Origin of the sequence: Actinokineospora enzanensis DSM 44649 (genome assembly GCF_000374445.1) — a bacterium.
Taxonomy (GTDB): Bacteria; Actinomycetota; Actinomycetes; order Mycobacteriales; family Pseudonocardiaceae; genus Actinokineospora; species Actinokineospora enzanensis.
On the sequence record NZ_KB894403.1, the window covers coordinates 487,312 to 513,214 of the forward strand.

The following is a 25,903-nucleotide window of genomic DNA, read 5'->3' on the forward strand; positions in this document are numbered from 1 at the left end:
AGCCCCGGGTCCGCTGTGGACAACACCCGCGCGCGCCGAGGGTTCCGCCGCGCTCGCCGCCGGTGCCACGATGTCGCTCGCATCCGCGACCAGGATCGATCGAGGAGAACCCGTTGGCCGCGCCCGAATCCGCCCCCGCACCGGACACCACGGCAGCCGTGAGCTTCGCGGCGCACATCCGCCCGCTGTTCCGGGAGATGGACATCGCCGAGATGACGTTCCTGCTGGACCTCACCGACCTGGACGACGTCCGCGAGTACGCCGACGCCATCCACGAACGCGTCGCCAACGGCTCCATGCCCTGCGACGCTCCCTGGCCCCCGGAGAACGTCACCCTGTTCCGCTCCTGGGTCGACGGCGGCTGCCTGCCGTAGGCCATGCTGATCACACAGCTGGTGCCCGCGGCCGTGCGCGCGGTCGAGTGGTTCGGGGACCGGCCGGACGCGACCGTCTTCCCCGGCGAGGACGGTCACCTGCGCCGCGGCGACAGCGCCCGGCGCCGGGAGTTTGCCACGACCCGGGCCTGCGCGCGCGAGGCGCTCGCCGGGTTGGGTGTGCGGCCGGGGCCGATACCGGTGGGCGCCGACCGGTCGCCCGGCTGGCCCGCGGGCGTCGTGGGCAGCCTGACGCACTGCGCCTGCTACCGGGCCGCCGCCGTCGCCAACAGCCGGGCGGTGCGGTCCGTGGGGATCGACGCCGAACCCGCCCATCCCCTGCCCCGTCGGGTACTGGAGCGCGTGACCACGCAGGCCGAGCGGGCTGCGCTGCCCGCGGATATCCACCCGTTGGACCGGGTGCTGTTCTCCGCCAAGGAGACCCTGTTCAAGGCCTGGTATCCCATCACCCGCCGCTACCTCGGGTTCCTGGACGCCACAGTCGAGATCCGGCCGCCGCACCGGTTCCTGGCCAGGATCCTGGTCGACGACTGCCCGACGAGCCTCCGCGGCCTGCTGACCGGCCGCTACATCGTGGAGCGCGGCCTGGTGATCACCGCGTTGACCGTGCCGCACGAAGGGGAGCGATCGTGACCGCCATCGAGCATGTCACCCGGCCCGACCGGATCACCCCGGACTGGCTCACGGCCGCGCTCCGCCGGTCCGGTGCCGCGCAGGGATCCGTCCGGGACTTCACGGTAGAGCCGTTGGGCGAGGGCAATGTCGCCGACTGTGTCCGGATAACCCTGGACTGGGCCGGTTCCGGACCCGCGTCGGTCGTGGCGAAGTTCCCCGCCGCCGACGAACGCAGCCGCGCGACCGGACAGGCCAGCGGTTCCTACGAGCGCGAGGTCTCCTTCTACCGGACCCTCGCACCGCTCACGCCGCTGCCGGTGCCTGCCTGCCATCTGGCCGAGCATGATCCGGGGACCGGCGAGTTCGCACTCCTGCTCGCCGATCTCGCGCCTGCCCGGCCCGGGGACCAGCTCGCGGGCTGCGCGGCAGGCGAGGTGGCCGATCTGCTGCCCCGGCTCGCGGCGCACCAGGTCCGGCTGCGGGACGAGATCGAGGGACAACCCTGGCTTCCGGTTCGTTCGGCGGACGGCGGGCGGAACCGGGCGGCGATCTACCGGCTGGTCGGGGACAGGTTCCTGGAGCGCTTCGGGGACCGGCTCTCGGCGGGGGCGGTGGCGGTGTTGGAGCGGTGTCGGGCGGCGATGCGGGCGTGGGGGCGGGCTGACCGGGGACCGTTCACCGTGCTGCACGGGGATCTGCGGGCGGACAACCTGTTGTTCGGGGCCGACTCGGTGACGGTGGTCGACTGGCAGACGGTCACGGTCGGGCCGGGGGCCAGTGATGCCGCGTACCTGGTCGGGGGAAGTCTGCCGACCGAGGTTCGGCGGGGGTGCGAGGGTGAGCTGTTCAACTGCTATCTCGCGGGGCTGTTGGCAGGCGGGGTCGAGGCCGACCGCGACCGGGTGTGGGCCGACTACCGGGTGAACACGCTGGCCGGGCTGCATATGACAGTGGTCGGGGCGATGCTCGTCGGGCCCGGTGAGCGCAGCGACGAGATGTTCGTGACGATGACCGAGCGGCACGCGGCGCATATCGCCGACCTTGATCCGTTCTCGGCGTTGGAGGCGGTGTGATGTTCGCGCATCTTGCCGAGGCCGGGGGGCGGCCGCACCGGCACTGGCGGGAGAGTGTGTTCTTCGTGGCGCATCCGGTGGGGGGTGGGGATGTGCTCGCGGCCACGGTGATCGCCCGGCCTCGCCGGGGGTCGGTCGAGGCGTATGTCATGGCTCGGGTGGATGGGGAGCTGAGCTTCACCCGGTGGGCTCGGGCGCCTGGGGATCCGGCGTGTGAGCCGCTGGCCGTGGGGGGTGTGACAGTCGATCTTGCGGACTCCGGCCGGATCCTGGTGCGGGCCGATGATCCGGCAGCGCCGGTGGGGTTCGATCTGGAGTGGACTGCTCGGACCGAGCCGTATCGGCTTCCGCATGGGACGGTCACCGACGACCGAGGGCCCGTCTGGGATCAGGATCATCTGTTTCAGTCGGGGTGGTTCAACGGTTCCTATCGGGTCGGGGATGAGGTGCGGGGGGTCGAGAACTGGTGGGGGCAGCGTGATCACTCGTGGGGGATTCGTGATCACCGGCGGACGTCGATGTGGTTGTGGCTCGCCATCCAGCTTCCCGACGGGATGCTCGGTGCCTGGTGCTGGGAACGAGCCGACGGGACTCGCGCATATACCGAGGGCTGTTGGGCTCCCACCGACGGGGCGCCGGTCCCGCTGACGCATCTTGCCCACGATCTCCATTGGGAGGGCGACCATGGCCTGGGTGGATCTGTCGAGTTCGGACTGTCCACTGGCTACACAATCGCGATCACGGGCGCGGGCGAGTTCGCTTCTCGCTATGGGCGACTTGGTGGTGGGCAGCAGCTCATGTCCGTACGGACTTCCGATGGGCGAGTGGGGACCGGCATCTACGAGCTCACCGGTTCGCTGCACAACCGCTACTTCCCCGGCTCGCCGGAGTAGTCCGGCACCGAGGTGGGTTCCGAGGTTCGGGGCACTGACAACGGACGACGGCCGTGCCGGGATCACCGGCACGGCCGTCGTCCGTTGTCGTCAGGGTTCGTTGGAGTAGAGCGTCCCGTTGGACCACACGTGTGCCGTGCAGCCCCAGCGCATGGCGGACTCCGCGTCGGGGAAGAAACCGCTTCCCTTGAAGTTCGCACTGGTATTGCACAACACCGGCACCCCGGTACTGCGCTCGTACGCGGTCAGCAGCCGGAACATCAGGTCGTTGTCCGGGCCCACCGTCTGCAACCGGGCCGTCCCATCCAGGTGGACGATCGCCGGTACCTTGTCCCTCCACTCCGGACGGACCATGTGGTCGAACAGCATGTACGGGTCCGGTGTGCCCGGGTCGAACACCTCCGGCGCCCGGTGCTCCAGGCAGATCGGCGCCACCGGACGGTACGACTCCCGGTTCTTGATCTCGTTGAGGCGGTCCTTCATCCCCTCCGACACCGCCGGGGCGATGATGCTCCGGTGTCCCAGCGCACGTGGCCCGAGTTCCGCACGGCCGCTGACCACCACCACCGGCTCGCCACGGACCTCCAGCAGCTTGGCCAGTTCGTCGATGTCGCAGGCGCGGGCCGTCCAGCCCGCAGGCGGGTGCCCGGTCTCCACCACGTCGGGACCGGCGAAGACCGACCACTCCAGCGCCGAGTTGCCGGTCAGCCGGACCATCTCGGCGGTGGCGCTGCCGATCGCCGAGCCCGAGTCGTTCGGGAACGGCGGCACCCAGACGTCCTCGAACAGGCCGCTGGCGCGCAGGCCCGAGTTCCATTTGATGTTCAGTGCGCAGCCGCCCGACATGCACAGCGGCAGGCCCGCCAGGTCGGGTCGGCGGGCGAACATGTCCTTGATGCCCTCCAGCAGGGCCCGGAACAGGTACTGCTGGAGCGAGCCGATCAGGGTCGGGTCGGACAGCCCCAGACCGTCCGTCGCCGTCAGGACCTTGCGGGTCCACAGGTAGGCCGGGATCGCGCCGTCGACCAGCCGCACCGCGTCGGTGGCGTGGCGCATCGCGACGATGGCGTCCTCGGAGACCTCGTCCAGCGCCGCGTAGGCCATGGCCTTGCCCGCGATCGGCAGCAGGGCCTCCAGGCCGGGGCCCGCGTTCTTGGACATCCGGTCCGAGTGGTTCACCCGGAACGCGTCGAAGTGCGAGGAGAAGATCGGGAACAGCGCGCCGGAGATCGGGCCGACCGGGCCGAGGCACTCCAGGTGGCGGGTGCCGGGGTCGAACACGTACAGGCACGGCGGCATGCCGCCGTCCCACACGATCACCAGCGCGCGCTTGCCCGCGCGGGCGAACGGGCTGGTGCAGTACGAGGCGAAGACGTGGCCGGTGGCGTGGGTGAAGCTGCGGAAGCCGGTGTTCGCGGTGCCGAACAGCGGGCTGGTGCCGGTGACGCCGTCGAGCATGCCGGTGGCGCCCGGTTCGTCGTGGTAGAGCGCGACCTCGACCGGGTTGGCCGTGCCCGCGTCGTCGAAGACCTCCACCCAGGTCTCGCCCTCGGCGCCGCGGGCCCAGCCGTCCACCGCGACCGCGGCCAGGTCGGCGGGGGCCAGGTCGTGGTCGGCGAGCCGGGCGGCGAGGTCGGTCGCGACGTTCATCGGGGCATGCCGATCCCGGTTGGCCAGCTTCTCCGCCTCGGTGGAGAACAGCAGCTCGCCGTCGGCGACCACGGCCACGCCGCCGTCATGGGTCAGTTTCAGACCGCAGATCAAGTCCGAAGTGGACAACTCGGTGCTCCGTTCTCCCCGGTCCCGGTTCGATCAGCTCGCGGAACGGCTCGCGACGACGGCGACACAGTCGTTGATGGTCGGGTTCTCGAACAGCAGGAACAGGTCGATGACCTCGCCGTAGCGCTCGTTGATGTCGTTGCAGATCTGCATCAGCTGGATGGAGTCCAGACCGAGGTCGAAGAAGCTCTCGTCCGGGCGGACCTCCACACCCGCGACACCGACGACGATCTCGCGCACCACCGCGGCGGGGTCGGCGTTCTCGCTCTTCTCCGCCTGGTCGGTCGGGTTGGGCAGAGTCATCTGGGTTGTCTCCACTTCGCGGGGCCCGGACGCACGGGCGGGTCGGACTGCCTGGCGGGTCGACGGTATGCGCGGTCCTGTGTGTACGACAAGCGTTTCCGTTACCCCGCAGGCGGTTCGCGCGCGCTCCGGCCGTTGCTACCGTGCCCGGGTGACCTCCACCGTCTCTCCCCCGACGCTCCGGATCCGCGAGCTGCGCAAGGACGAACGGCGCATGGCCGCGGGGCTCACCGCGCGCGCCATGCGCGACAACCCGACCACCATCGCCATGTTCGGCGACGAGCCGCTGGACCGGCTGGTGGGCATGCTGTCCATCTGGACGGCCTTCTTCCACCACCCCGCTCCCCCGCAGCTGGGCGCCTTCTACCGGGGTTGCCTGGTGGGCGTGGGCGCCGCGGTCCCGCCCGGCGGCTGCATCGGCGACGCGCTCGGCGCCGACGCGGACGACCTGGCCGCGGGCGAGGCCCCGCCGATCGGGCACCCGGGCCGGGCGCAGTACGTGCGCGCCAAGTACGCGGTGCACGACCTGGCCACCCCGCACTGGCACGTCGGCCCGGTCGCGGTCGAGCCCCGGTTCCAGGGCAGGCGCATCGGCGAGACGCTGATGCAGGCGCTGCTGGACATCATGGACGAGGACGGCAGCCCGTCCTGGGGCGAGACCGACACCGAGGCCAACGTGCGCTTCTACCGGGCGCTGGGCTGGGAGCTGGTCAAGACCGAGGAGGTGATCGGCATCCCGCTGTGGTTCCTGGTACGCGGTGGCAAGGGCGCGCCGATCGAGATCCCGCAGGGTTGAGAAGGGCGGGCCGACCGGCCCGCCCTTTCCCGGTCAGACCGCGCGCAGCACGGCCTGCAGCTCGGCCCACGGGTCGAGCCCGAGCGTGACGCGCCCGATGTACTCCATGGCCTCCAGCGGCGAGTACGGCTGCATGAACCCGCCCGCCCGCACGTCCCGGTAGAGCCTGCCCAGGATGTGCCCGGTCCGGTAGGCCTGTCCGCCGGTGACCGACATGGCGGTGTCCACGATCGCGCAGGCCGCCTGGTTCACCACCAGCTTCGCCAGCTGGAAGTCCTGCACCGCCGCGTGCACCTCGGCCATCTCGTGCTCGCCGTCGGGCCGGGTGAGGAACTCGTCGATCGCCTCCGCCGCGCTCGCCAGCGTCGACCGGGCGGCCGCCAGCCGCACCCGCATGTCGGCCACCGCCAGCTGCACCGGCGAACGGTCGGCCAGCAACGTCCCGAACGGCTGGTGGCGCTTCTTCCCCGCCGCCGCCACGGTCAGCTCCAGCGCCTTCTCCGCGATGCCGACATAGGCCGCGACCAGCGGGAAGTTCACCGCGAGCAGCCCACCCCACTCGGTGGCGAGATCCCCGAACGGGCGGCCGACCACCATCATCTCGGCGGGCACCAGGCAGTCGGCGAACCGCACGTCGTGGCTGCCGGAGCCGCGCATGCCCAGCGCGTCCCAGGTGTGCTCGACGGTCATGCCCGGGGTGTCCCGCCGGACCATCGCCGTGCCCGCCGCGTACCCGCCCTCGGGGCGCGGGACCCGGGTGAAGACCACGACCAGGTCGGCGATCTCGGAGTTGGTGGCGAAGATCTTGTGGCCGTTCACCAGGTAGCCGCCGTCCACCGGTCGGGCCTCGGTGGACGGGAAGGACAGGGCGCCGCCGCCGGGCTCGGTGCCCGCGTGCGACATGACGATCCGGCCCCGGCCCAGCAGCCGCAGCAGCATGGTCAGCTGCCGGTTGTCCGACCCGCCGGTGTGCCGCCAGGTGCGGGCCATCGACAGCCCGAACCCCAGGTGCATGTTCGCCGCGATCGCCGTCGACGGGCAGCCCCTGGCCAGCCGGTCGACGGCCACCACGAGGTCCCGCACGGTGTCGACGCCCATGCCCCCGGTCTCCTCCGGCGCCGTCGCCCCGAGGAACCCGGACTCCCGCATGGCGTCGAAGTTCTCCCGGACGAACGTGCCCTCCCGGTCGTGCATGTCGGCCCGACCGGCGAAGTCGGCCGCGTGCTCCTCGGCCAGCTTCACCATCCGCGCCCCGGCCGCCGTCCGCGCCTGCAGTTCCCTGGTCACCGGGCTCCTCCCAGCCGAGTGGCGTGCAACTGCGGCGTTTACTCAGTCGCACCTGGGCTCGCAGGATAGGAACGGCGGCACCCGCACGGCAATCACCCGCCGCCTTCCGTCCGAACTCGACAGACGAGGAGCCCCCGGTGCTCGACGGGTGCGTGCCCTGGCCGCCGGAACTGGCCGAGCGATACCGCGAACAAGGCCTCTGGACCGGCGAGCGCCTCGGCGACCTGCTCCGCCGCCATGGCGACCGCGTCGCCCTGGTCGACGGCCCCCACCGCTGGACCTACGCCGAGCTCGACGCCCGCGCCGACCGGCTCGCGGCGGGCCTGGCGGACCTCGGGATCCGCCCCGGCGACCGCGTCCTGGTGCAGTTGCCGAACAGCGCGGCCCTGGTGTATGTGAGCGTCGCCCTGTTCCGCCTCGGCGCACCCCCGGTCTACGCGCTGCCCGCCCATCGCAGCGCCGAGATCACCCACCTGGCCGAGGCCACCGGCGCCGTCGCCTACATCGCCCCCGACCGCATCGGCCCCTTCGACTGCCGGGCCCTGTCCCTCGCCGGTCCACACTGGACAGTCATCGACGGTGACCCCGGCCCGCACCTGTCCCTCGCCGACATCACCGCCGCCCCGAGGCCACTGCCGCCCCCGGACCCCGGCGGCGTGGCGTTCTTCCTGCTCTCCGGCGGCACCACCGGCCTCCCCAAACTCATCCCCCGCACCCACGACGACTACGCCCTCCAACTCCGCTCGGCGGCAGCGTCGATGGGCGTCGACGAGCACTCGGTCTACCTGGCCGCCCTCCCCGCCGCCCACAACGCCGCGCTCGGCTGCCCCGGCGTCCTGGGCACCCTCCGCGCGGGCGGCAAGGTCGTCCTGGCCCGCACGCCCAGCCCCGACGAGGTCTTCCCCTTGTTGACGGAGGAGGGCGTCACCATCACCACCCTCATGCCCCCACTGCTGTCCGCGTGGACCGAGGTCGCTCCCCTGCTCGGCGTCGACCTGACCGGCCTGGTGGTCGAGGTAGGCGGCGCGGTACTGCAACCGGAAGCGGCCCGCCGCGCCCAGGACGCGGGCATCCGCCTGAGTCACTGGTTCGGCATGGCCGAGGGCGTCCACTGGCACACCCGCCTCGACGACCCGCCCGAACTGGCGGCCACCACCCAGGGCCGCCCCCTGATCCCCACCGACGACTACCGGATCATCGACGAGAACGGCGACGAGGTCCCCCCGGGCTCCCCCGGCGAGTTCCTGGTCAGCGGCCCCTGCACGCTACGCGGCTACTACGACTCCCCCACCTACAACGAATCCGCCTTCACCCCCGACGGCTACCTCCGCACCGGCGACCTGGTGCGGTTGGACCCGCACGGCAACCTGGTGGTCACCGGCCGCGTCAAGGACGTCATCAACCGGGGCGGCGAGAAGATCGGCCCGGCGGAACTCGAAGGCCACATCGAAACCCACCCGGACATCCGCACGGCCGCCGTCATCGGCCTCCCGGACTCCTCCCTCGGCGAGAAGATCTGCGCCGCCATCGTCCCCGAGCCCGGCAGCACCCCGACCCTGGCCGCCCTCCGCACCTACCTGACCGCACGCGGCGTGGCCACCTACAAACTCCCCGACCACCTGCGCATCGTGGACACGCTGGCCCTCACCGCCACCGGCAAGATCGACAAACGCACCCTCCGCGCCACCCTCACCACGGAGTCGACTCGATGACCCTGCACCGCCTGGACCAACGAGCCACCATGCTGGAGACCGACTGCTTCGTGTGCAGCGCGTCCAACGAACACGGCCTCCGGATCCCGTTCACGTATGACGATGAGGCAGAGCTGGTCACGGCGGAGATGACGTTCGGGATCGAACACTCGGGCGCCCCGACCTACGTCCACGGCGGCCTGAGCCTCGCCGTGCTGAACGAGTCCATGGCATGGGCTGTCGTCGCGACCACGAGAGGCTTCGCCATCACCATCGCCATGAACAGCGAGTTCCACCGACCGTTGCGGATCGGCACCACCTACCGGGTCGAGGCCCGCGTCACCGGCAGCGAGCCCAACCTACGACACGCCGAGGCCACGCTCCGCAACCCATCGGAAGACCCCTGCGTCACCACCACGGCCACCTTCCGAACCCTCTCCGACAACGTCTCCAACCGCCTACGCGCGCGGGTGGCCAGGAACCAGTCCCCGGCAGCCACATAACCCCACAGGGCACCCGTTTGGACCGTCAGCGAGCATCCAGCCGATACAACCGATGAAACCGATGCTCCACCGGCAACACCGTCATCCGAAACCCAGCCTCCTCCGCATACCCCCGCACCACCTCGGGCCGCAAAACCGCCCCACTCCCCACCGACCCCTCCCCCATCCCCACCGGCAAACAATGCAGAACACTCACCGCATACAAAAACCGCTCCACATCATCAGCAGGAGCCGAGAACTCCTCCCCACCCCGAGGCTCCATCAACAACACACACCCCCCATCCCCCAAAACCTCCCGGCACTCCCGCAACACCCCCACCGGATCCCCCATATCATGCAAAGCGTCAAACACACAGACCAACTGATATCCCCCAGGCTCCCCCAACTCCCCCACCCGCCCGGCGGCAAACGTGATCCGCCCGGTCACCCCAGCAGTCACAGCATTGGCCCCGGCCTCCGCGACCAACCCCGATGACAGCTCGAACCCATCCACCCGAGCCATCGGATAAGCCCGAGCCAACGCGATGGAAGACCACCCCACCCCACACCCCACGTCAGCCACAGCAGCCCCCGGCCGACTCAACAACGCATGCACGTCAGGCAACGCGGTCCGCACCCACCGAGCCAGCTCATGCTCGAAGATCGGCCGGTTCATCCCGGTCTGGGCAACCCGCAACTCATCCCCGTAGTCCGAGTACTCCAGCCCCTCACCCGACCGATAAGCCTCGGCCAACAACGGCAACGCGGGCGCGATCCCCGCCACCGGCAACACGGCCAACGGCAACACCGACATCGGTCCGGTGTGGTCGGTCAGCGCCCGCCGATGCCCTTCCGGCAGAACGAACCGGCGCGACAACGGCTCGGCGACAACGTCCTCCACCTCCACGATCCCCGAGGCGGCCTGCTGCTCCAGCCACTCCCGCGCGTACCGGACCCCGATGTCCGCCCGCGCCGCCAACTCTCCCGCCGTGGCGGGCCCTTCGGCCAGTGCCCGGTAGAGCCCGAGCCGTTCGCCAAGGTAGACGACCATCAGTTCGGCCGCCCCCAGGCTCGCCGTGAACAACCGGCTGCTCAACAGCCGCGCCTGCTGGGCCGGGTTGGAATTCGCCACCGTCGTCGCCCCTTTTGCCGAGACCTGAACAATCGCTTCCGGAAGCCTGCCGCAATTAGACTCGCCCGCATGACTGGGCGTGAAGTACCGGCCTCCATCGGCCAGCGGCTGCTGTGGTTCCTGGAGCATTATCGGGCGGATACGACTTCGCTCAACTGTCCCGTCGTGTGCAGGCTGCACGGCCCTCTCGACGTCGGCGAGCTGCAGGTCGCGCTCGACCGGCTGGTGGCGCGGCACGAGGCGCTGCGCACCACCCTGCACCGCAGGGGCCGCCACCTCGTCCAGCACGTGCACCCGGCGGGGCCCGTCGACCTGGTGCGGCGGACGCTGACCGCGCCGACCCCGGAGGGCATGGAGGGCGTGCTGGAGCAGGCCGTCGCGGACGAGGTGCGCTCGACCGTGGACGTGTCCGAGTGGCCGGTGCGGATCACCCTGTGGGAGCTGGGGCCCGCGGAGCACGTGCTCGCGGTGAACATGCACCACCTGGTGTCCGACGCCTGGTCGTGCGGCATCATCGTGCAGGATCTGATCCGGTTCCTGGACGCGGGTCCGGACGTCGAGCCCGAGCTGACCCCGGTGGGCTGGCAGTACCCGGACTACGCGCAGTGGCAGCACGACCAGCGGGAGAGCGGCGCGCTCAAGCCGCACCAGGACTACTGGTCCGGCAAGCTGACCGGGATGACGCTGCCCGAGGTGCCCCGCCTCGACGTCGACCCGGCCGCCACCGACCGGCGCAGCTTCGTGGAGGCGGGCACGATCGAGCGCGGCACGTTCAACCGGCTGCGGCTCATCGCGCGCACCGAGCGGACCACCCTGTTCGCGGTCATGCTGTCGCTCTACTACTTGATGCTGGGCCGCGAGACCGATCGCACCGACCTGACCGTGGCGTCGCTGTTCGCCAACCGGTCGCGGCGCGAGGTGCAGTCCACGGTCGGGTTCTTCGCCAACATGCTGATGCTGCGCACCACACTCGACCGGGACGCGACGTTCAGCGAGGTCGTGCGCGCCACCCGGCAGACGGTGATCGACGCGTTCCTGCACGAGGGCATCCCGTACCAGATGCTGCCGATCAGCAAGCCCGGCGGCCGCGCCGACGACGTGGTGTTCCAGATGCTGCTGACCCCGCCGCCGGGCACCAAGGTGGAGGCCCGCGGCGTCCAGTTCGACCTGTACGTGCCGGAGGCGCTGCGCAGCCGGTTCGGGCTGGAGCTCGGCCTGATCCCGCAGCCCGCGGGCGACTGCCGGGCGCTGCTGTTCTACGACGACCAGTTCGCCCCAGAGTGGGCGAAGTCCTTCCTGGCCGGTTACCTGGAGCTCGCCGAGCGGGCAGCGGCCGATCCGGGGACCGTGCTGCCCGCGCGGGCGGGCTCGGCGGCTACTGCTCGGTGACTACTCGGGCCTGATCTCCTGCCAGCCCGGCTGCAGGTCCACGTGGTCGCTCAGCTTCTGCCAGAACGTCCACGTGTGACCGCCGAGGTCGTCGGCCATGTAGATGCGGGCACCGTAGGGCTGGTCGGTCGGGGCGGGCGCGTCCAGGCCCGCCGCCACGGCACGCGCGTGGTGGGCATCGACGTCGTCGACGTAGACGATGCTCATGCCGCCCGCGGGCGTGGCGGGCGGCTCGTCGGCCGGGCCGCCGCCGTGCAGCATGATCAGCGTGTCGCCCGCGAACAGCTCGGCCTCGCGCACCACGCCCTCGGCGTCGAGGAATCGGACTTTCTCCTGGAAACCGAACTTGTCGGCGAGCCAGTCGAGGGCCGCGGCGCCGTCGGCGTAGTAGAGGTACGGGCTCAGCCCGCCGAAACCGGCGAAGGGTGGGTTTGCCATGGCGAAAAGTATGTCAGGAGAACCGGAACGACCGATCGTGCCGCGACGGTCCCCGGCGGTAGCGTCCACTCCGCCCAGCATCTGTGCCAGGAGGACCCACCCATGACCGGATCACACACCCAGGACGCCGCGGCCACCGCCCCACCCGGTCCGGCGCGGCCGGGCCTGGTGCTGTTGGTGGTGTGCCTGGCGCAGTTCATCGTCGTGCTCGACGTGTCCATCGTGAACCTCGCGCTCCCGCACGTCGCCGACGAGCTGGGCATGAACGACGCGGACGTGCAGTGGGTGGTCAACGCCTACACCGTCACCCTGGCCGGGTTCCTGCTGCTCGGCGGCCGACTGGCCGATCTGTACGGTCGCAGACGGATGTTCCTGGTGGGCCTTGGCCTGTTCGTGCTGGCCAGCCTGGCAGGCGGGCTCGCCCAGGGCGGGCTGTGGCTGGTGATCGCCCGCGCCGTGCAGGGCCTGGGCGCCGCGGTCGTCGGCCCCACCACACTCACCGTGCTGACCACCTCGTTCACCGACCCGGCCGCGCGCGGCAAGGCCATCGGCGCGTGGAGCGCGGTCGCGGCGGGCGGCGGCGCGGTCGGCGCGCTGCTGGGCGGCATCCTGACCGAGTACCTCACCTGGCGCGCGGTGCTGCTGGTCAACGTCCCGCTCGGACTCATCCTCATGGTGCTGGCCGTCTCCGCCATCACCGAGGCACCGGGCACCGGCAAGGCCAAGCTGGACATCGCGGGCGCGGTCAGCGTGACGGCGGGGCTGGCGGCCGTGGTGTACGGGATCGTCGCGGTCGCCGATCACCCGTTCGGTTCGGTCGAGGTGCTGCTGCCGCTGCTGGCCGGGGTGGCGCTGCTGGTGGTGTTCGTCGTGGTGGAGCGGACGGTGGCGGCGCCGATCGTGCCACTGGACTTCTTCAAGCACCGCAACCTGACGCTCGCCAACATCGTGGCGCTGATCGGCGGCACGGCGATGGTCGCGATGTTCTTCTTCCTGTCGCTGTCGATGCAGAAGGCGTTCCAGTGGAGCGCGGTCGAGGCGGGCCTGGCGTTCCTGCCGCTGTCCGGCGCGGTCGTGGTCGGCTCCATGGTGTCGATGAAGACGCTGAAGGCACTGGGCCCGCGCCCGCTGCTGGTCGTGGGCGGTCTGGTGGCCACGGCGGGTCTGCTGTGGATGTCGCGCACGCCGGTGGACGCGTCCTTCGTGGTCGACCTGCTCGGACCGACCGTGCTGGCCGGGCTCGGCATGGGCCTGGTGATGGTCCCGATCACCTCGGCCGCCACCAGCGGCCTCGAACCCGCCCGCGCGGGCCTGGCCTCCGGCGTGATCAGCACGACCCGCCAGCTCGGCGGCGCGATCGGCCTGGCCACCCTGGTGACCGCGGCGACGGCGCACGCGGCCTCGCTCACCGCGTCGGGCACCGCCCGGACCGCGGCCCTGACCTCCGGCTATGACCGGGGATTCCTGCTGTGCGCGGCGCTGCTGCTGGTCGGCACGCTGGTCAGCGGGCTGCTCCCGGGCCGTCCCAAGCCCGCCTGAGCCATTCGGAAAGGTGCACCGGTCATGGGCGATCTCGCCGAGGACACCACCCTCACCCCCGTGGACGACTCCGGCCTGCTCTTCCAGGCCGAGCTCAACGACGACTGGGCCCTCATCGGCCCCAACGGCGGCTACCTCGCCGCCGTCGCCCTCCGCGCGGCGGCCGCGGCGACCACGCTTCCCCGCCCCGCGAGCCTGTCCTGCCAGTTCCTCAGCCCACCCCGTTTCGGCCTGGTGGAACTGGAGGTCGTCCGCCTACGCGCCACCCGACGCGCGGCGGCCCTGCGGGTGTCGATGCGACAGTTCGGCAAACCGGTACTGGAGGCCCTGGTCTGGGCCGCACACGACGGCCTGTCCGGACCGAGGACCGACTGGACCCCGATGCCGTCGGTCCCCCCGCCGGACGACCTGCCGGACCTGAAGGACCTGCTGGTGGCGGAGGGCCGCGGCATCCCACCCTGGCACGACTCGGTGAACCTGCGGGAACTGTCGGGCCGCACGACCCAGAAGACACCCGCCCCGGTGGCCTTCTGCTGGGGCCGCTTCCTGCCCCGCAGCACGTTCGACGGGGACTGCTGGCTGGACGCCTGTCGCAGCGTGGTACTGATCGACAGCCTGCAATGGCCCGCGGTGATGAACGCGTTCCCCGAGTTGGAGCAACAGCTGTTCGCACCGAGTATCGATCTGTACGTCGGCTTCCACGACTTCGCGGTCGCTGATCCGTGGCTGCTGGTGGACGCATCCGGTCGGGCGGCTGGTGGGTCTGGGGTGTTGGCGGGGGACGCGCGGGTGTGGGCGCCGGATGGGCGGCTGTTGGCTACGGGGGCACAGCAGATGCTGAGCACGTCGACGCGCCGGAACGCGGCACTGGCGAGCATGGGGCGCCGGGCCTGAACCATCGAAGGACTGTCCACACGTACGCCTATCGTGTGGACAGTCCTGTCACCGCCCGAATGGCTTCGTTCAGCCTTCGTTCAGCGAAATCACCGGCATGCCGACCTATTCCCGCGGAATCTTGTCGCACTGGTCGAGCCGCCCGGTTTCGAGGACCGCCAACGCCGAATCGGAGACGACCAGGGCACCCTCGCCATCCAGCCCGAAGTCGTCGACCCCGGCCCTGCCGGTGACGTCCAACCAGCTGAACACGGGATAGGATCCGAAGTCCTCGATCATGTCGACACCCTCGGGCGCGAGTGTGGTCGCCGCCGCGCGCAGCTCGAACCCGGTCGATCCCGACTCGGCTATCCTGCGGGCCATCGTCTCGGTCACCAGGAACACCGGATCACTGGTGACCAGATCGTCGCCAAGCCAGTCGTGGAACGCGAACTCCACCCGGCGAACCACCCACGGAACGACCGTACGGTCCACGTCGGAGCCCGGCCCGAGCTGCCCGGGAACCTCCGGTTCAAGCCGGTAGTAGCGCGTCACCCGGCTCACCTTACCGGAGGCCGGAACTCGGTCCCGTACTTTTCGTCGATCGAGGTGGCCCAATCGAGCAGCTGTTCCTTGGTCACCTTCTTGCTCTTGTTTGCGCGATAGAAGATGTTCCACTCCTTCCGGATGGCGCTCAGGTGGACCCTGTTGTTCGTCGCGCCGGTCGGGATTCCTCTCGGGTTCTCCAGCGAGTGGATTTCTTCCGGCGTCAGTCCGGCATCCGGGAACCGATCCATCGCCTGTTGTTCCACAGCATGGTGTACCCACACCGTGCCGCTGAGATCCGGGTGCGCCTCGAAGAAGGTCCTCTTGTAGTTGGTCGACTCACTACGGCCGAACGTGGCTCTGGCGGTCGGCGACCTCGGGCCGTTGTCGTTGTTGGCCTCGGCTGCGGACGTGGATACCGATCGCGGACCCGTAGGTGGGTCCATCCCCGGTGCTCCGGCTCCTCGTCTGCCGTGGTGACCGGCAGCGTCGACGATCGCGGTACGCACTTGGCCCAGAGTGCGTTCGAGCTGTTCGAGAGTGCTTCTCACCGACTCCAGCAGGCCCATGACGGTGCCTGACCCGGCCGAATGCCCCAGGGTCAGCTGAACGGTCCGGGTCGTCTCGTTCAGCCACGCGGTGAAGGGGTCCACCAGCACCGTCAGCGACTCCGAGACGGTCTCGCTCAGCGCGTGTAAACGTTCGGCTTCGCTTTCGATGGACACGTGTTCGCACCCTACTGGGAGGGCCCGACAGCCAGTTTCGGATCGGGCCGTGCCGCGAGGACCGGGGCGACGCGTGGCGGCATCGATTGTCGGCTACGGGGCACAGCAGTTGCCGAGCACGTCGACGCGCCGGAATGCGGCACTGGCGAGCATGGGGCGCCGGTGAACCCGGCCTGCACGAACGTCCACACGGGTCAGTGGTCGGGCAGGTCGTCCAGCAGCAGCCAACCATCCTCCAGACCCCGAGCGAGCAGCTCGGCCTTGGTCGGCGCCGACCTGCCCGCACCCGTGTACTTGACCCGCACCCGTTCCAGGTAGGTGCTCAACGTCCGGGTGCTGACATTGAGCCTGCGCGCCGCGGACTGTTTGGACGGGGCCGCGAACCACGCCCGCAGCGCGCAGAGTTCCATCTCGGAGAGCCTCGGCCGGGTCGGATCGGTATTCGAGGCGATGGCGCCGCTGAGTGCGGGCGGCAGGTAGAGCCTGCCGTCGGCCGCGGCGTGGATCGCGGCCACCAAGTGCTGCTCACCCTCCCGTTTGGTCACGAAGCCCAGTGCACCCGAGTCGAGACAGCGCAGGGCGATCCTCTTGTCCGTGGAAGCGGTGTAGACGACGACCTTCCGTCCTTCCTTGGCCAGCCTGCCCAACACCGCGAACTCCAGGCATGGGCCGGTCAGCTGCAGGTCGAGGACGACAACGTCCGCGGTCGCGCCCGGGCCCGTCCAGACGTCGACGAGCTTCGCGCGGGCGTCGATCACCGTGATGGGCGGACTCGCGCGCTCGCACCAGGAGCGCACGCCTGCCGCCACCACCGAGTGATCGTCCACGACCACCGCGGTGATCACGCGGTCCGCCATCTGACCTCCACCCAGGTGAGATCGTCCTGCCGGAACTTCTCCACCTCGATTCCCTCGTGATCCGGATCGGTGAGCTCGATCTCCCCGCAGTCCGCGACGACACTGATCGTCAGCAGCCCGGGGGTGCCCAGCGCGGTGACCCGCGCGGACGTCCGCGCGGTGGCGAGCACCTCCAACGGCGCCTGGGTCAGCGCGCGGCGTAGGGAACGGTCGGGGAGGCTCCATGCACCCGCGAACTCCAGGTCCACGATCACGCCGCGACGTTCCGCGACATCCGCGCAGTGCGCGAGTTCGTGCATGAGCGGGTTGGCCACGTCCTCCACCTCCGCGAACAACCTGCGCAGGCGAGCCGCCTCGATCGCGCACGCCCGCTGCACACCGGGGTCCTCGGGGTCGAGCACACCGTCGGCCAGGCCGCGCAACAGCGGGACGGCCGACTGGTCCAACTCGGCGAGCCGCTCCCGACGTTTGCCGTGCAGCGCGGCGGAGACCTCCTCGGCCGACCGCACCTGTTCGACCTGATCGGCTGCCCGGTGTGCGCGTGCGGCGATCGAACGCAGGACCGTGGCCCCGAAGCCGGTGCCGAGCGGGAACCCGATCCCGCCCACGGCGGCGACGAGCGCGTTGAGCACCGACATCCCGGTCGGGGCACCGAGCAGCACGACGGCCACCGTGGTGGCCTCGTGCAGCGCCAGGAACCACACGAGGTGGGTGAACCGCTGGTCCAGCAGGAGCACCACACCGACCCACCCGGTCGTGCCGTAGGCCCAGTCCAGCGCAGTGGTGTTGCGGCCTGCGCCGAGCCCCACGGCGGACACCACGGCCGCCGCGTAGCCGAACCCCAGACCGATCCAGCGGAACCGACCCCATGACCTGCCACGCGCCGACAGGACCAGTTCGGCGGCCATGATGGCCGCGTCGGTGCCGAATGCCGCCAACTGGGGCCACAGCGGGTGATAAGCGGCGAGGTTCCGGAACAGGCTCGCCGTCGCCAGCACGGCGGTGGTGATCACCAGGATGCCCACCCGCAGCCCGACCACGAGCCTGCCCGCGGTGCCGAGGGTGGCGTCGGTGCCCTGCTCAGCCACGCGGCCACCGCAGCGTGACCGAGGTCCCGCCGCCCGGCGTCGAAGCGACGGTGGCCGAGCCGCCGATGCCGTCCAGTCGGCCGTGGATCGAGTCCTGCAGACCGTGCCGGGTGTCACTCACCCGCGCCGGGTCGAAACCGCGCCCGTGGTCGGTGATCGTGACGACCACACCGTCCTCGTGCGGACCGGGATGCCGTACCCGCAGGTATGCCTCGTCCACACCCGCGTGCCGCGCGACGTTCCGCACCGCCTCCGCGCTCGCCTGCGCCAAGCCGCGGGCCACGGCGCCCGGGACGACGATCCGCGTCGGCACGTCCAGGTGCGTCTCGACGGCGGCGTGCCACGCGACCGATCGCAGCAAGGGGACCAAGTCGGTCTCGGCTGAGCTCTCCATGTCCGCGGAGAGCAGGAAGTCCAGGTCGCGCCGTGCCTGTCGGTGCAGAGCGGGGTCACCGGAGGCCACCTGTCCGAGACCGACCATCAACAGCGTGGTCGCCGCGGTGTCGTGCAGCGCGACGGCCAGCTGACGCTCGTCGGCCCGGACGGCGCGCCGGACCCGCTGGTCGGTGCGCGCGGCCGCGGCCGCGTCGATCGCCTTGTCCGCCACCGCGGCCGCGCGGCTGACGAGCGTCCACAGCACCCTGGCCAGCAAGGCGATCACCAGCGACCAGCAGACCGATACCACGGACGGCAGCGGCACCCGGCCGCGGTAGGCGACGACTACTCCAACGGCCAGGCAGGCGTGGATAAATACCGCAAATGAGACACCGATGATCACTCGAAGGTGATATTGGTACGCGACGCATGCCGGCGTGAGCAACGGGATCAGCCAGGACTTGCCCGTGGCCAACCAATCCGGGGGAATCGCGACCGGAGTGCTCAACGCCAGGGCGCCGAGAGCGGTGGTGTCCAGGCAGGCAGTCCACAATCCCGTGCCGTACCACATTCCCCACAGATAGACCGCGCTCGCGACGAGCACGAGGGCGAGAACGACCGTCGTCGGCCCGATCGTCGCCCGCGTCGCGGCGAGCACGCCGACCGCGGCGACGGGCAGGAACGCCACGACCCGTATCCAGGTCGCGTACTGCCGCCCGAGCGAGCCGACCCTGGCCGACGTGACGCCAGGCGGCCGAACCCCGGCCGATGACAGGCTGGTCATCTCTGCGCGCCTCCGTGGGATGCGATCGGGTACAGCTTGCATTCCCGTTTTCCCACTTGTGCCGGTCGTTCGACCGACACCGAGCGTTACCGGTTGTCGGTCGAACGACCGACCGGCGCGGCGCCGCGCCGATTTACGTTTGGCTCGTCCTCGGGAGAACCCCGGGGACGGGAACCGTTGGGACAGCGTAAGGAGCCTGGACATGCGGACCTTGAGCAAGGGCATGGCGGCCGTCGCCATCGCGACCGGTGTGCTCGTGCCGGTCTCGATCGCCACCGCCACCCCCGCCGCCGCGCAGAGCAACTGCCGTGCGGGCACCTGGGGCGGGATCTACGGCTGGGGCGAGTGCGGCGGCCAGGGCAGGTGGCAGTTGAAGGTGTCCTGCACCTGGGGTGGCGACGCCACCAGTTCGGTGCTTTCCGGGCCCGGGCACGTGGACGTCCGGTGCCCGTGGGGCAGTGCTCGCAACGCGTCGATCATCTACCTCTGATCGACGGGAGCGCATCGGTGCCCGCGCGTTCGACGGCGCGGGCACCGATGGTGCCGCCGCACGATCAGCCCGCGGGGATGGTGGTGGGCTCGTGGCTGGGCTGGTAGGTGCCGATGACCCAGACATGGCCTTCCGGGTCGCGGGCGGCGTAGCCGCGGGAGGTGCCGAAGTCCTCGTCGCGGAGTTCGCGGATGATCTCGGCGCCCGCGGCGACCGCGCGGGCGTAGTGTGCGTCCGGGTCGTCGACGACGAGGTAGATGCCGCCCTGGCCGACCTCGGTGGCGAGGCGGACGCCGGTGCCGATGGAGTTGACCATGACGGAGTTGCCGTGCCAGCCGAGTTCCGCGTGCGCGATGGTGCCGTCCGGGCCCTCGAACTGGATGTTGCGGGTGAAGCCGAACGCCTCGACGAGCCAGTCGATGGCCTTGCGGGCGTCCTTGTACAGCAGGCACGGGTAGAGGCCCGCCTTCGGGATGTCTGTCGTCATAAGGAAACCGTATTACAGCGGCCAGCGGACCAACAGCCGCTCGGGGCCGTGGAAGGACGTGTTCGCCGGGTGCGCGAAATCCTGGCCGGGCACCAGACGCATTCCCGGCAGGCGGGTGGACAATTCCTCCAGGAACACCCGCAGCTGCAACCGGGCGAGCGTCGCGCCCAGGCAGGCGTGATTGCCGTCGCCGAAAGTCAGGTGGCGCCGCGCGCCGCGCCGGGCGATGTCGAATGTGTCCGGCTCGGGGAACACCGAAGGGTCACGGTTGGCCGACGCGGTCACCAACAACAACGGCGCACCCTCCGGAATCGACGTCCCGCCGACAGTCGACGTGCGCGTGGCCTTGCGGCGCCAGGCAACCACGGAAGGCCGATACCGCAGGCATTCCTCCACCGCGCCAGGAATCAACCGTCGATCCGCGCACACCGCGGCCCAGGCCGAGGGATTCTCCAGCAACGACCACACCGCGTTCGCCGCCCCGGCCGCCGTCGTCTCGTGGGCGGCGGTGGCGCCGTTCAGCACCAAGGACTGCAAGTACGTGTCACTGAACAACTCCGGCGAACGACCCTGCGCCTTCACCGCGTGGGCGATCCACCCACCGTCCTCGCGCGGGCATTCCTTCAGCTCACGCACCATCGTCTGCGCGTAGGCCCAGAACCGGCCCATCACCTCACACGACTCGACCTGCTCGTCCTCGGTCGGCAGCCCCCAGTTGAACACCGCCTGGGACGTCGACAATGAGGCCACTTCGGACAGTTGTCCGCGCGGAACGCCGATGAACAGCAACGCGACCAGGGCAGCCGTCTCCCAGAACAACTCCCCCACCAGATCAGCCTCACCCCGCCGGGAGAACCGCTCGATCCGCGAGACCACCAGCTCGCGGACCGATTCCTCAAGCAACGCAACACGATTCCGGGTAAAGGGACGAGCCAACCGCCGACGCCGCCTACCGTGTACCGGCTCGTCCTCGTTCGCGATCACCGGCCCACCCGTGAACCGATGCCGGACCAGCGCACGCAAAGCAGGCCGACCCGGCGGCCGGATCGGGTCCATCGCATTGGCGGCGGAGAAGATCTCCGGGGCCCGGAAGACCGACCGGATGTCCCGATAACGGGTCACCACCCAGTACCCGGTGGTCCCGTCCCGATACACCGGCCGGTGTTCCCGGCATTCCGCCAACGACGCGCCCGCATCCGCCTGGTACTCGGGTCCGAACAGGTCCACCCCGGGCGACTCGGCACCGAAGCCGAACGGGCACCCGGACACGGCTTCCGCACTCATGACACTCCCGTCATCGGGCCGGACACGCCCGCCAGGCCCTCGAACTCCGCGCGGTCGGGACCGTCCAACTGCTCCGCGGGCAGCGGTCGATCACCCAGGTGGGCCACCACGCGCTGGACGACCTCGCGGTCCCCGAGCAGCTGGGTCGGCGTGATCAGCAGGTGCGCCATCCGCCCCAGGCCCCGACCGACGACCTCGTCCCGCGCGGCCAGGTCCTCCATGCCCGCCATCAGCCGGGCGAACGGATCGGTCGGCGGATCGGGCCGCTCGCCGCGCAGTCCGGCCGCCATCCGCGCGAGGCCCGCGGAGTCGGCGACGATCTGCGTCCGGTACCAGACACCCAGGTTTCGCTCGGTCCACTCGTCGAACTCCACCGCGAACCGATACGGATCGTCGATGAACTCCAACCCGCCCGCGAGCTGCTGGGCGTGCGCGAAAGCCAACGAAACCCCACGCCCATATGTCGGGTTCGTCTGCAATGCGGCGTCACCGAGCAACACGAGCCCGACCACCGCGGGCCCGTCCGGTCCCGCCAGCCGCTGCCGGCGGTTCTCGATCCGGGACATCATGTGCACCGGCCCCTCGGGCACCCCGCGCACCGCCCAGCGAGCCGTGTGCGGGACGGCGTCCACGAACCGGTCCCAGACCTCGGGGTTCCGCAGCGCGTGCCGCATCGGGTCCTCGGTGGACAGAGTCACCGACAGCGAGAACGTCCGACTGTCAGCCGGAAACGCCAGCGTGGCCGCATACCCGAGACTGGTCGCCAACGGACGGTCGAGAGCCGGGATCTCCTGACCGGGCAACAGCCGATAATGCCTGGTCAGATACACGAACCCACACGTGTGCACCTCCGGCGAGGGCAGGTTCGGCAGGTCCAGCCCGTCCGCCAACCGCGTGTGCCGACCGCCCGCGTCGACCACGAGGTCCCCGGACACGACCTCGCCACGGTCCAACCGCACACCGGTCACCCGCGGCACGTCCCCGGCCACGGTCGCGAGCCCCACGACCCGCGCCCCGGCACGCACGACCACCCCGGGTTCCCGGTCGGCCGCGCGCCGCAGGACCGCCTCATAGGCGAGCCGCCGGGCAGCGAGCGCGTAGTCGGTGAACTCGCCCCGGCCCGCGTCGAACCGGCTCACCGGCACCCGGGCCGCCCCGGCGCGCAGCAGCGCGTCCAGCACGTCCGGGGCCTCCTGCTCCAGGACCCGGCAGGACCGGCCGAGGAACTTGTGCGAGTGCCTGGCCTGCGGGACGCCCGGCCGGTGCCAGGCGTCGAACGCGGTGTCCGGGCCGTCCGGGGCCGTGGCGACGTCACGTTCCAGCACGGTCACCCGGTGGCCGCGGCGGGCGCAGAACAGCGCCGCCGACAGCCCTGCCATCCCACCGCCGACGACGACGATGCGCGTCATGGTGCTCCCTCGCCCGAGCGGGTCAGCGGCGGATCTTGCCGAAGTGCTCGAACCCGGTCTGCGCGAGCGTGCGCGCGGTCCAGCCCTCCTGCTCGACCGGGACCCGGGCGAACACCCGCTCCAGCGCGCCGCGCAGCTCCGCCGCACAGTCCTCCGGCGCGGTCAGCGAACGCCACGCGACCAGGCCGTCGGGGCGCACCAGCAGCGCGGCGTCCGGGCCCAGCTCGTAGCGCTTCCGGACCTCACCGGTCGGGTCGGCCAGGTCGGCGCCCAGCGCGTGCACGGCCAGACCGAAGCCCAGCTCGGTGTCCAGCGCCTCCGCCGCCGCCCGCCACGGCGAGTCGGCGGAACCCAGCAGCAGCACGTGCGAGCGGCCGAACAGGTCGACCATGGACGCGTCCGCGCCGTCGCGCAGGATCGGCACATGCGGGGCCCGGCTGCCCGGTCGGGCGAGCGCGGTGACCGGGTCCTCCAGCAGGGTGCCGTCGTCGTCCGGCTCGGACACGACGTGCGCGGAGTGCACGCGGTAGCCGAGGTGCTCCCAGATCGCGGAGACCTCCTCCGGGAACTCCAGCACCTTCAGCTGCGGTGCCATCCGGTCGGAGAGCCGGTGCAGCTGGCGGTTTGTGGTGGACTCGCCGATCGCGCGGCGCTCCACGTCGTAGCTGTCCAGCAGCGCGCTGCCCGCCTGCCCGGTGTGCACGGCGGCGATGCGCCAGGCGATGTCGTAGCCGTCCTGGATGGCCATCGCCCCGCCAAGGCCGCCGGTCTGCGGCATGACGTGCGCGGAGTCGCCCGCCAGGAACACCCGACCCTCGCGCATGCGGTCGGCGACCCGGTGCGCGATGACGAAGGTGGACTGGTCGGTGATGGTCACCGCCAGCTCCGGCCTGGCCATCGCCTTGCGGATCAGCTCGGTGCAGTACTCGTCGGTGAAGTCCTCCTCGCGGTCGCCGCGCTCCAGGAAGAAGTTCACGCCGATGAGGTGCGCGCCGGAGACGCCGAAGACCTCGATGGCGTTGTCCAGGTAGGCGTAGAGGCCGGTGAAGTCGTCACGCTTGAAGTAGGTCAGCAGCGCCTTGCGACCGGCCAGGATCTCGTCGAGGTCGGCGTCGAACAGGATCGTGCGGCACCGCCACAGCTCGCCGACGCCGTGCGTGGGGATGTCCAGCCAGTCGCGCACCGGGGCCTGCCAGCCGTCGGCGGCCACCAGGTAGTCGGCGGCGATCGTGTACGCCCGCCCGGTGTCCACATCGGACACTCGGGCGACCACGCCGTCGTCGTCCTCGTCGAAGGACTCCAGACGGGTCGAGAAGCGCAGGTCCGCGCCGTTCTCCTCGGCCGCGTGCCGCAGGATCAGCTCGATCTTGGACTGGGGCAGCGCGCCGAACCCCGCCGGGGTCAGGCCGGTGAGGACGGACATGGTGTCGTCGTTGCCCGCCAACAGGACCTCGGGGTCCGGGTCGGCCATGTCGTGGGCGATGGTGATGTGCGCCTCGTTGACGAAGTCGATGACGTCGGCGGCGAGGATGCGTGGTTCGAGACCGGGGATCTGGCGGAACAACTCCATGCTCCGGTGCACGATGCCGAAGGCCTTCGGCTGCACGGAGGTCGCGGGGTGTCGCTCGACGAGCAGGACCGGGACGCCGCGCCAGGCCAGGAACAGCGCCGCGGTGAGCCCCGCGTACCCCGCTCCCACCACGATGACGGTCGTCCGCTCGGTGGCCGTTTCCGAAGGCATGGCACAGATCTAGCACGCGCGCAGGCCCGTTCAGTAGTGCTCCGCTCCTACACTCCCCCCATGCCACGACAGCTTCCCGCCTCCATCGGCCAGCGCCTGATGTGGTTCCTGGGCCACTACCGCGCCGAGTCGGCCTCGGTGAACTGCCCGGCCGCCTTCCGCATCCACGGCCGCCTCGACGACGACCGGATCGCCGCCGCCGTGACCCGCCTGGAACGACGCCACGACGCCCTGCGCACCACCCTCGAACGCGACCGCCGCGAGCTGGTGCAGGTGGTGCACGAGGAACCCACCGCGCGGATCGAGTGGACCTCGCTGCCCGCCGGAGCGGAGGATGAGCTCACCGAGCAGTACGCCGCCGAGCTGCGGGCCCCCATCGCCGTGCGCGAGTGGCCGGTGCGCTGGCACGTGTGGCGGCTGGGCCCCGAGGACACGGTGCTGGCCGCCAACATGCACCACCTGGTGTCCGACGCCTGGTCCTGCGGCGTCCTGATCGACGACGTGCTGGCCCTGCTCGGCGCGGACGGCCCGGCCGCCGACCTGCCGCCGATCGGCTGGCAGTACCCCGACTACGCCGCGTGGCAGCACGGCGACGCGGAGAACGGCGCCCTGGCCGCGCACCAGGACTACTGGAAGTCCAAACTGGACGGCATGCGCATGCCCGCGCTGCCCGGCACGGCGGCCGCCACCGGCGAGCCCGCGCTGGCCCTGGGCACCATCCCGGCCGACCAGGCCGACGCGCTGCGCACGTTCGCCAAGACGCACCGCACCACGCTGTTCTCGATCATGCTGAGTCTCTACTACCGTCTGCTGCACCAGGAGACCGGCCAAGCCGACCTCACCGTGGCGTCGCTGTTCGCCAACCGGATGCGGCCCGAGGTGCAGAAGACGGTCGGCTTCTTCGCCAACATGCTCGCCCTGCGCACGACGCTGGACCCCGACCGGCCGTTCACCGACCTGCTCCGCGCGACCCAGCGGACGGTGATGGACGCGGTGGTGCACCAGTCGGTGCCGTACCAGATGGTCCCCGTCCCGTCCCTGCGCGACTCCGGCGGCCGGGTCGACGACGTGGTGTTCCAGATGCTCCCGGACCGCCGCCCGGAATCCTGGAACCCCACCGACGTCGGCGCCGGCCTGCGCATCGACACCTTCCGCCCCAGCCAGGGCCTGAGCCGCTTCGGCCTGAACCTCACCGTCATCCCCCGAGCCACCGGCTTCGACGTCCGCCTCTCCTACACCCGCGACCGCTTCACCGACGCGTGGGCCGAGGACTTCGTCCGCCGCTACGTCGCCCTGGTACCGACCATCCTGGGTGTGTGAGTTGGCTGTGTTTATTGGCTCGGCTTCGCCTCGCGGCGGGATCGCCTTCAGCCGGTCTCTTCCCACCCGATCCCACTCGGCCCTGGGGGCCTCCTGGGATCGGGTGGGAAGA

At 70.7% G+C, this 25,903-nt stretch carries 25 protein-coding genes; 11 read left to right on the forward strand and 14 right to left on the reverse strand.

Going from position 1 to position 25,903, the window contains the following annotated elements:
- Positions 1–113: 113 nt before the first annotated feature.
- From C503_RS0102010 to C503_RS37435, 3 genes are read left to right on the forward strand one after another with little or no spacing between them, the layout of a single operon-like run.
- The gene (locus C503_RS0102010) at positions 114–374 is read left to right on the forward strand and encodes a hypothetical protein (RefSeq protein WP_018680523.1); all 261 of its coding nucleotides are present in this window, start codon (positions 114–116) and stop codon (positions 372–374) included.
- Between the two features lie 3 nt (positions 375–377).
- Positions 378–1,028 carry a 4'-phosphopantetheinyl transferase family protein gene (locus tag C503_RS0102015; RefSeq protein ID WP_018680524.1) on the forward strand — a complete coding sequence of 217 codons (651 nt, stop codon included), beginning with the start codon at positions 378–380 and terminating at the stop codon, positions 1,026–1,028.
- Complete coding sequence (locus C503_RS37435; protein WP_018680525.1) at positions 1,025–2,083, forward strand: phosphotransferase family protein; 1,059 nt, start codon at positions 1,025–1,027, stop codon at positions 2,081–2,083. The genes C503_RS0102015 and C503_RS37435 overlap by 4 nt, the downstream gene beginning before the upstream one ends.
- Before the next feature lie 983 nt (positions 2,084–3,066).
- Here C503_RS37435 and C503_RS0102030 read toward each other — a convergent pair.
- Together C503_RS0102030 and C503_RS0102035 are read right to left on the reverse strand one after the other, a co-directional pair.
- Positions 3,067–4,755, reverse strand: coding sequence for a carbamoyltransferase C-terminal domain-containing protein (locus C503_RS0102030; RefSeq protein WP_018680527.1), 1,689 nt, complete (start codon positions 4,753–4,755; stop codon positions 3,067–3,069).
- Between the two features lie 33 nt (positions 4,756–4,788).
- Positions 4,789–5,058: an acyl carrier protein gene (locus C503_RS0102035; protein WP_018680528.1), complete on the reverse strand. Its 270-nt coding sequence runs from the start codon at positions 5,056–5,058 to the stop codon at positions 4,789–4,791.
- Between the two features lie 151 nt (positions 5,059–5,209).
- On the opposite strand from C503_RS0102035, the gene C503_RS42915 reads away from it, so the two are divergent.
- On the forward strand, positions 5,210–5,854 hold the full coding sequence (locus tag C503_RS42915; RefSeq protein WP_018680529.1) for a GNAT family N-acetyltransferase: 645 nt from the start codon (positions 5,210–5,212) through the stop codon (positions 5,852–5,854).
- A 33-nt stretch (positions 5,855–5,887) separates the two neighbouring features.
- Here the strand turns inward: C503_RS42915 and C503_RS0102045 are convergent, their stop codons facing one another.
- Complete coding sequence (locus C503_RS0102045; RefSeq protein WP_018680530.1) at positions 5,888–7,141, reverse strand: acyl-CoA dehydrogenase family protein; 1,254 nt, start codon at positions 7,139–7,141, stop codon at positions 5,888–5,890.
- Between the two features lie 137 nt (positions 7,142–7,278).
- Here C503_RS0102045 and C503_RS0102050 point away from each other — a divergent pair, with 137 nt between their 5' ends.
- Positions 7,279–8,853, forward strand: coding sequence for a (2,3-dihydroxybenzoyl)adenylate synthase (locus C503_RS0102050; protein WP_018680531.1), 1,575 nt, complete (start codon positions 7,279–7,281; stop codon positions 8,851–8,853).
- On the forward strand, positions 8,850–9,335 hold the full coding sequence (locus C503_RS42920; RefSeq protein WP_018680532.1) for a PaaI family thioesterase: 486 nt from the start codon (positions 8,850–8,852) through the stop codon (positions 9,333–9,335). The genes C503_RS0102050 and C503_RS42920 overlap by 4 nt, the downstream gene beginning before the upstream one ends.
- A 25-nt stretch (positions 9,336–9,360) precedes the next feature.
- Here C503_RS42920 and C503_RS0102060 read toward each other — a convergent pair whose 3' ends face one another.
- Positions 9,361–10,575: a class I SAM-dependent methyltransferase gene (locus C503_RS0102060; RefSeq protein WP_156892897.1), complete on the reverse strand. Its 1,215-nt coding sequence runs from the start codon at positions 10,573–10,575 to the stop codon at positions 9,361–9,363.
- On the opposite strand from C503_RS0102060, the gene C503_RS37450 reads away from it, so the two are divergent.
- Complete coding sequence (locus tag C503_RS37450; RefSeq protein WP_063710741.1) at positions 10,516–11,835, forward strand: condensation domain-containing protein; 1,320 nt, start codon at positions 10,516–10,518, stop codon at positions 11,833–11,835. The two genes, C503_RS0102060 and C503_RS37450, sit on opposite strands and share 60 nt — an antisense overlap.
- On the opposite strand, the gene C503_RS0102070 is transcribed toward C503_RS37450, so the two are convergent.
- Positions 11,836–12,273 carry a VOC family protein gene (locus C503_RS0102070; RefSeq protein WP_018680535.1) on the reverse strand — a complete coding sequence of 146 codons (438 nt, stop codon included), beginning with the start codon at positions 12,271–12,273 and terminating at the stop codon, positions 11,836–11,838.
- Between the two features lie 102 nt (positions 12,274–12,375).
- Here C503_RS0102070 and C503_RS0102075 point away from each other — a divergent pair, with 102 nt between their 5' ends.
- Together C503_RS0102075 and C503_RS0102080 are read left to right on the forward strand one after the other, a co-directional pair.
- Positions 12,376–13,812: an MFS transporter gene (locus C503_RS0102075; RefSeq protein ID WP_018680536.1), complete on the forward strand. Its 1,437-nt coding sequence runs from the start codon at positions 12,376–12,378 to the stop codon at positions 13,810–13,812.
- Between the two features lie 24 nt (positions 13,813–13,836).
- Entirely contained in the window at positions 13,837–14,706 is an 870-nt protein-coding gene (locus tag C503_RS0102080; protein ID WP_018680537.1) for an acyl-CoA thioesterase domain-containing protein, read from the forward strand.
- A gap of 105 nt (positions 14,707–14,811) precedes the next feature.
- On the opposite strand, the gene C503_RS37455 is transcribed toward C503_RS0102080, so the two are convergent.
- The 5 genes from C503_RS37455 to C503_RS42930 form a co-directional block, all read right to left on the reverse strand.
- Positions 14,812–15,240 carry a hypothetical protein gene (locus C503_RS37455; RefSeq protein WP_018680538.1) on the reverse strand — a complete coding sequence of 143 codons (429 nt, stop codon included), beginning with the start codon at positions 15,238–15,240 and terminating at the stop codon, positions 14,812–14,814.
- Positions 15,241–15,245: 5 nt separating this feature from the next.
- Complete coding sequence (locus C503_RS0102090; RefSeq protein WP_018680539.1) at positions 15,246–15,956, reverse strand: hypothetical protein; 711 nt, start codon at positions 15,954–15,956, stop codon at positions 15,246–15,248.
- A 194-nt stretch (positions 15,957–16,150) separates the two neighbouring features.
- Complete coding sequence (locus C503_RS0102095) at positions 16,151–16,813, reverse strand: response regulator (RefSeq protein WP_018680540.1); 663 nt, start codon at positions 16,811–16,813, stop codon at positions 16,151–16,153.
- Positions 16,798–17,901: a hypothetical protein gene (locus C503_RS42925; RefSeq protein ID WP_018680541.1), complete on the reverse strand. Its 1,104-nt coding sequence runs from the start codon at positions 17,899–17,901 to the stop codon at positions 16,798–16,800. Before C503_RS42925 ends, C503_RS0102095 begins: the two co-directional genes overlap by 16 nt.
- Positions 17,894–19,060 (reverse strand): sensor histidine kinase, encoded by a 1,167-nt coding sequence (locus C503_RS42930; protein WP_018680542.1) that lies wholly within the window; start codon positions 19,058–19,060, stop codon positions 17,894–17,896. Before C503_RS42930 ends, C503_RS42925 begins: the two co-directional genes overlap by 8 nt.
- A 202-nt stretch (positions 19,061–19,262) precedes the next feature.
- On the opposite strand from C503_RS42930, the gene C503_RS0102110 reads away from it, so the two are divergent.
- Entirely contained in the window at positions 19,263–19,550 is a 288-nt protein-coding gene (locus C503_RS0102110; protein ID WP_018680543.1) for a hypothetical protein, read from the forward strand.
- A gap of 64 nt (positions 19,551–19,614) precedes the next feature.
- Here the strand turns inward: C503_RS0102110 and C503_RS0102115 are convergent, their stop codons facing one another.
- The 4 genes from C503_RS0102115 to C503_RS37470 are packed head-to-tail and all read right to left on the reverse strand — an operon-like array spanning position 19,615 to position 24,471.
- A complete protein-coding gene (locus C503_RS0102115) occupies positions 19,615–20,037 on the reverse strand; it encodes a VOC family protein (RefSeq protein WP_018680544.1) in 423 nt (140 codons plus the stop codon).
- Between the two features lie 12 nt (positions 20,038–20,049).
- On the reverse strand, positions 20,050–21,321 hold the full coding sequence (locus C503_RS0102120) for a cytochrome P450 (protein WP_018680545.1): 1,272 nt from the start codon (positions 21,319–21,321) through the stop codon (positions 20,050–20,052).
- Positions 21,318–22,730, reverse strand: coding sequence for an FAD-dependent oxidoreductase (locus C503_RS47175; RefSeq protein WP_018680546.1), 1,413 nt, complete (start codon positions 22,728–22,730; stop codon positions 21,318–21,320). Before C503_RS47175 ends, C503_RS0102120 begins: the two co-directional genes overlap by 4 nt.
- Before the next feature lie 22 nt (positions 22,731–22,752).
- Complete coding sequence (locus C503_RS37470; RefSeq protein WP_018680547.1) at positions 22,753–24,471, reverse strand: FAD-dependent oxidoreductase; 1,719 nt, start codon at positions 24,469–24,471, stop codon at positions 22,753–22,755.
- A gap of 60 nt (positions 24,472–24,531) precedes the next feature.
- On the opposite strand from C503_RS37470, the gene C503_RS37475 reads away from it, so the two are divergent.
- The gene (locus C503_RS37475; RefSeq protein WP_084476685.1) at positions 24,532–25,791 is read left to right on the forward strand and encodes a condensation domain-containing protein; all 1,260 of its coding nucleotides are present in this window, start codon (positions 24,532–24,534) and stop codon (positions 25,789–25,791) included.
- The last annotated feature ends 112 nt before the right edge of the window (positions 25,792–25,903 follow it).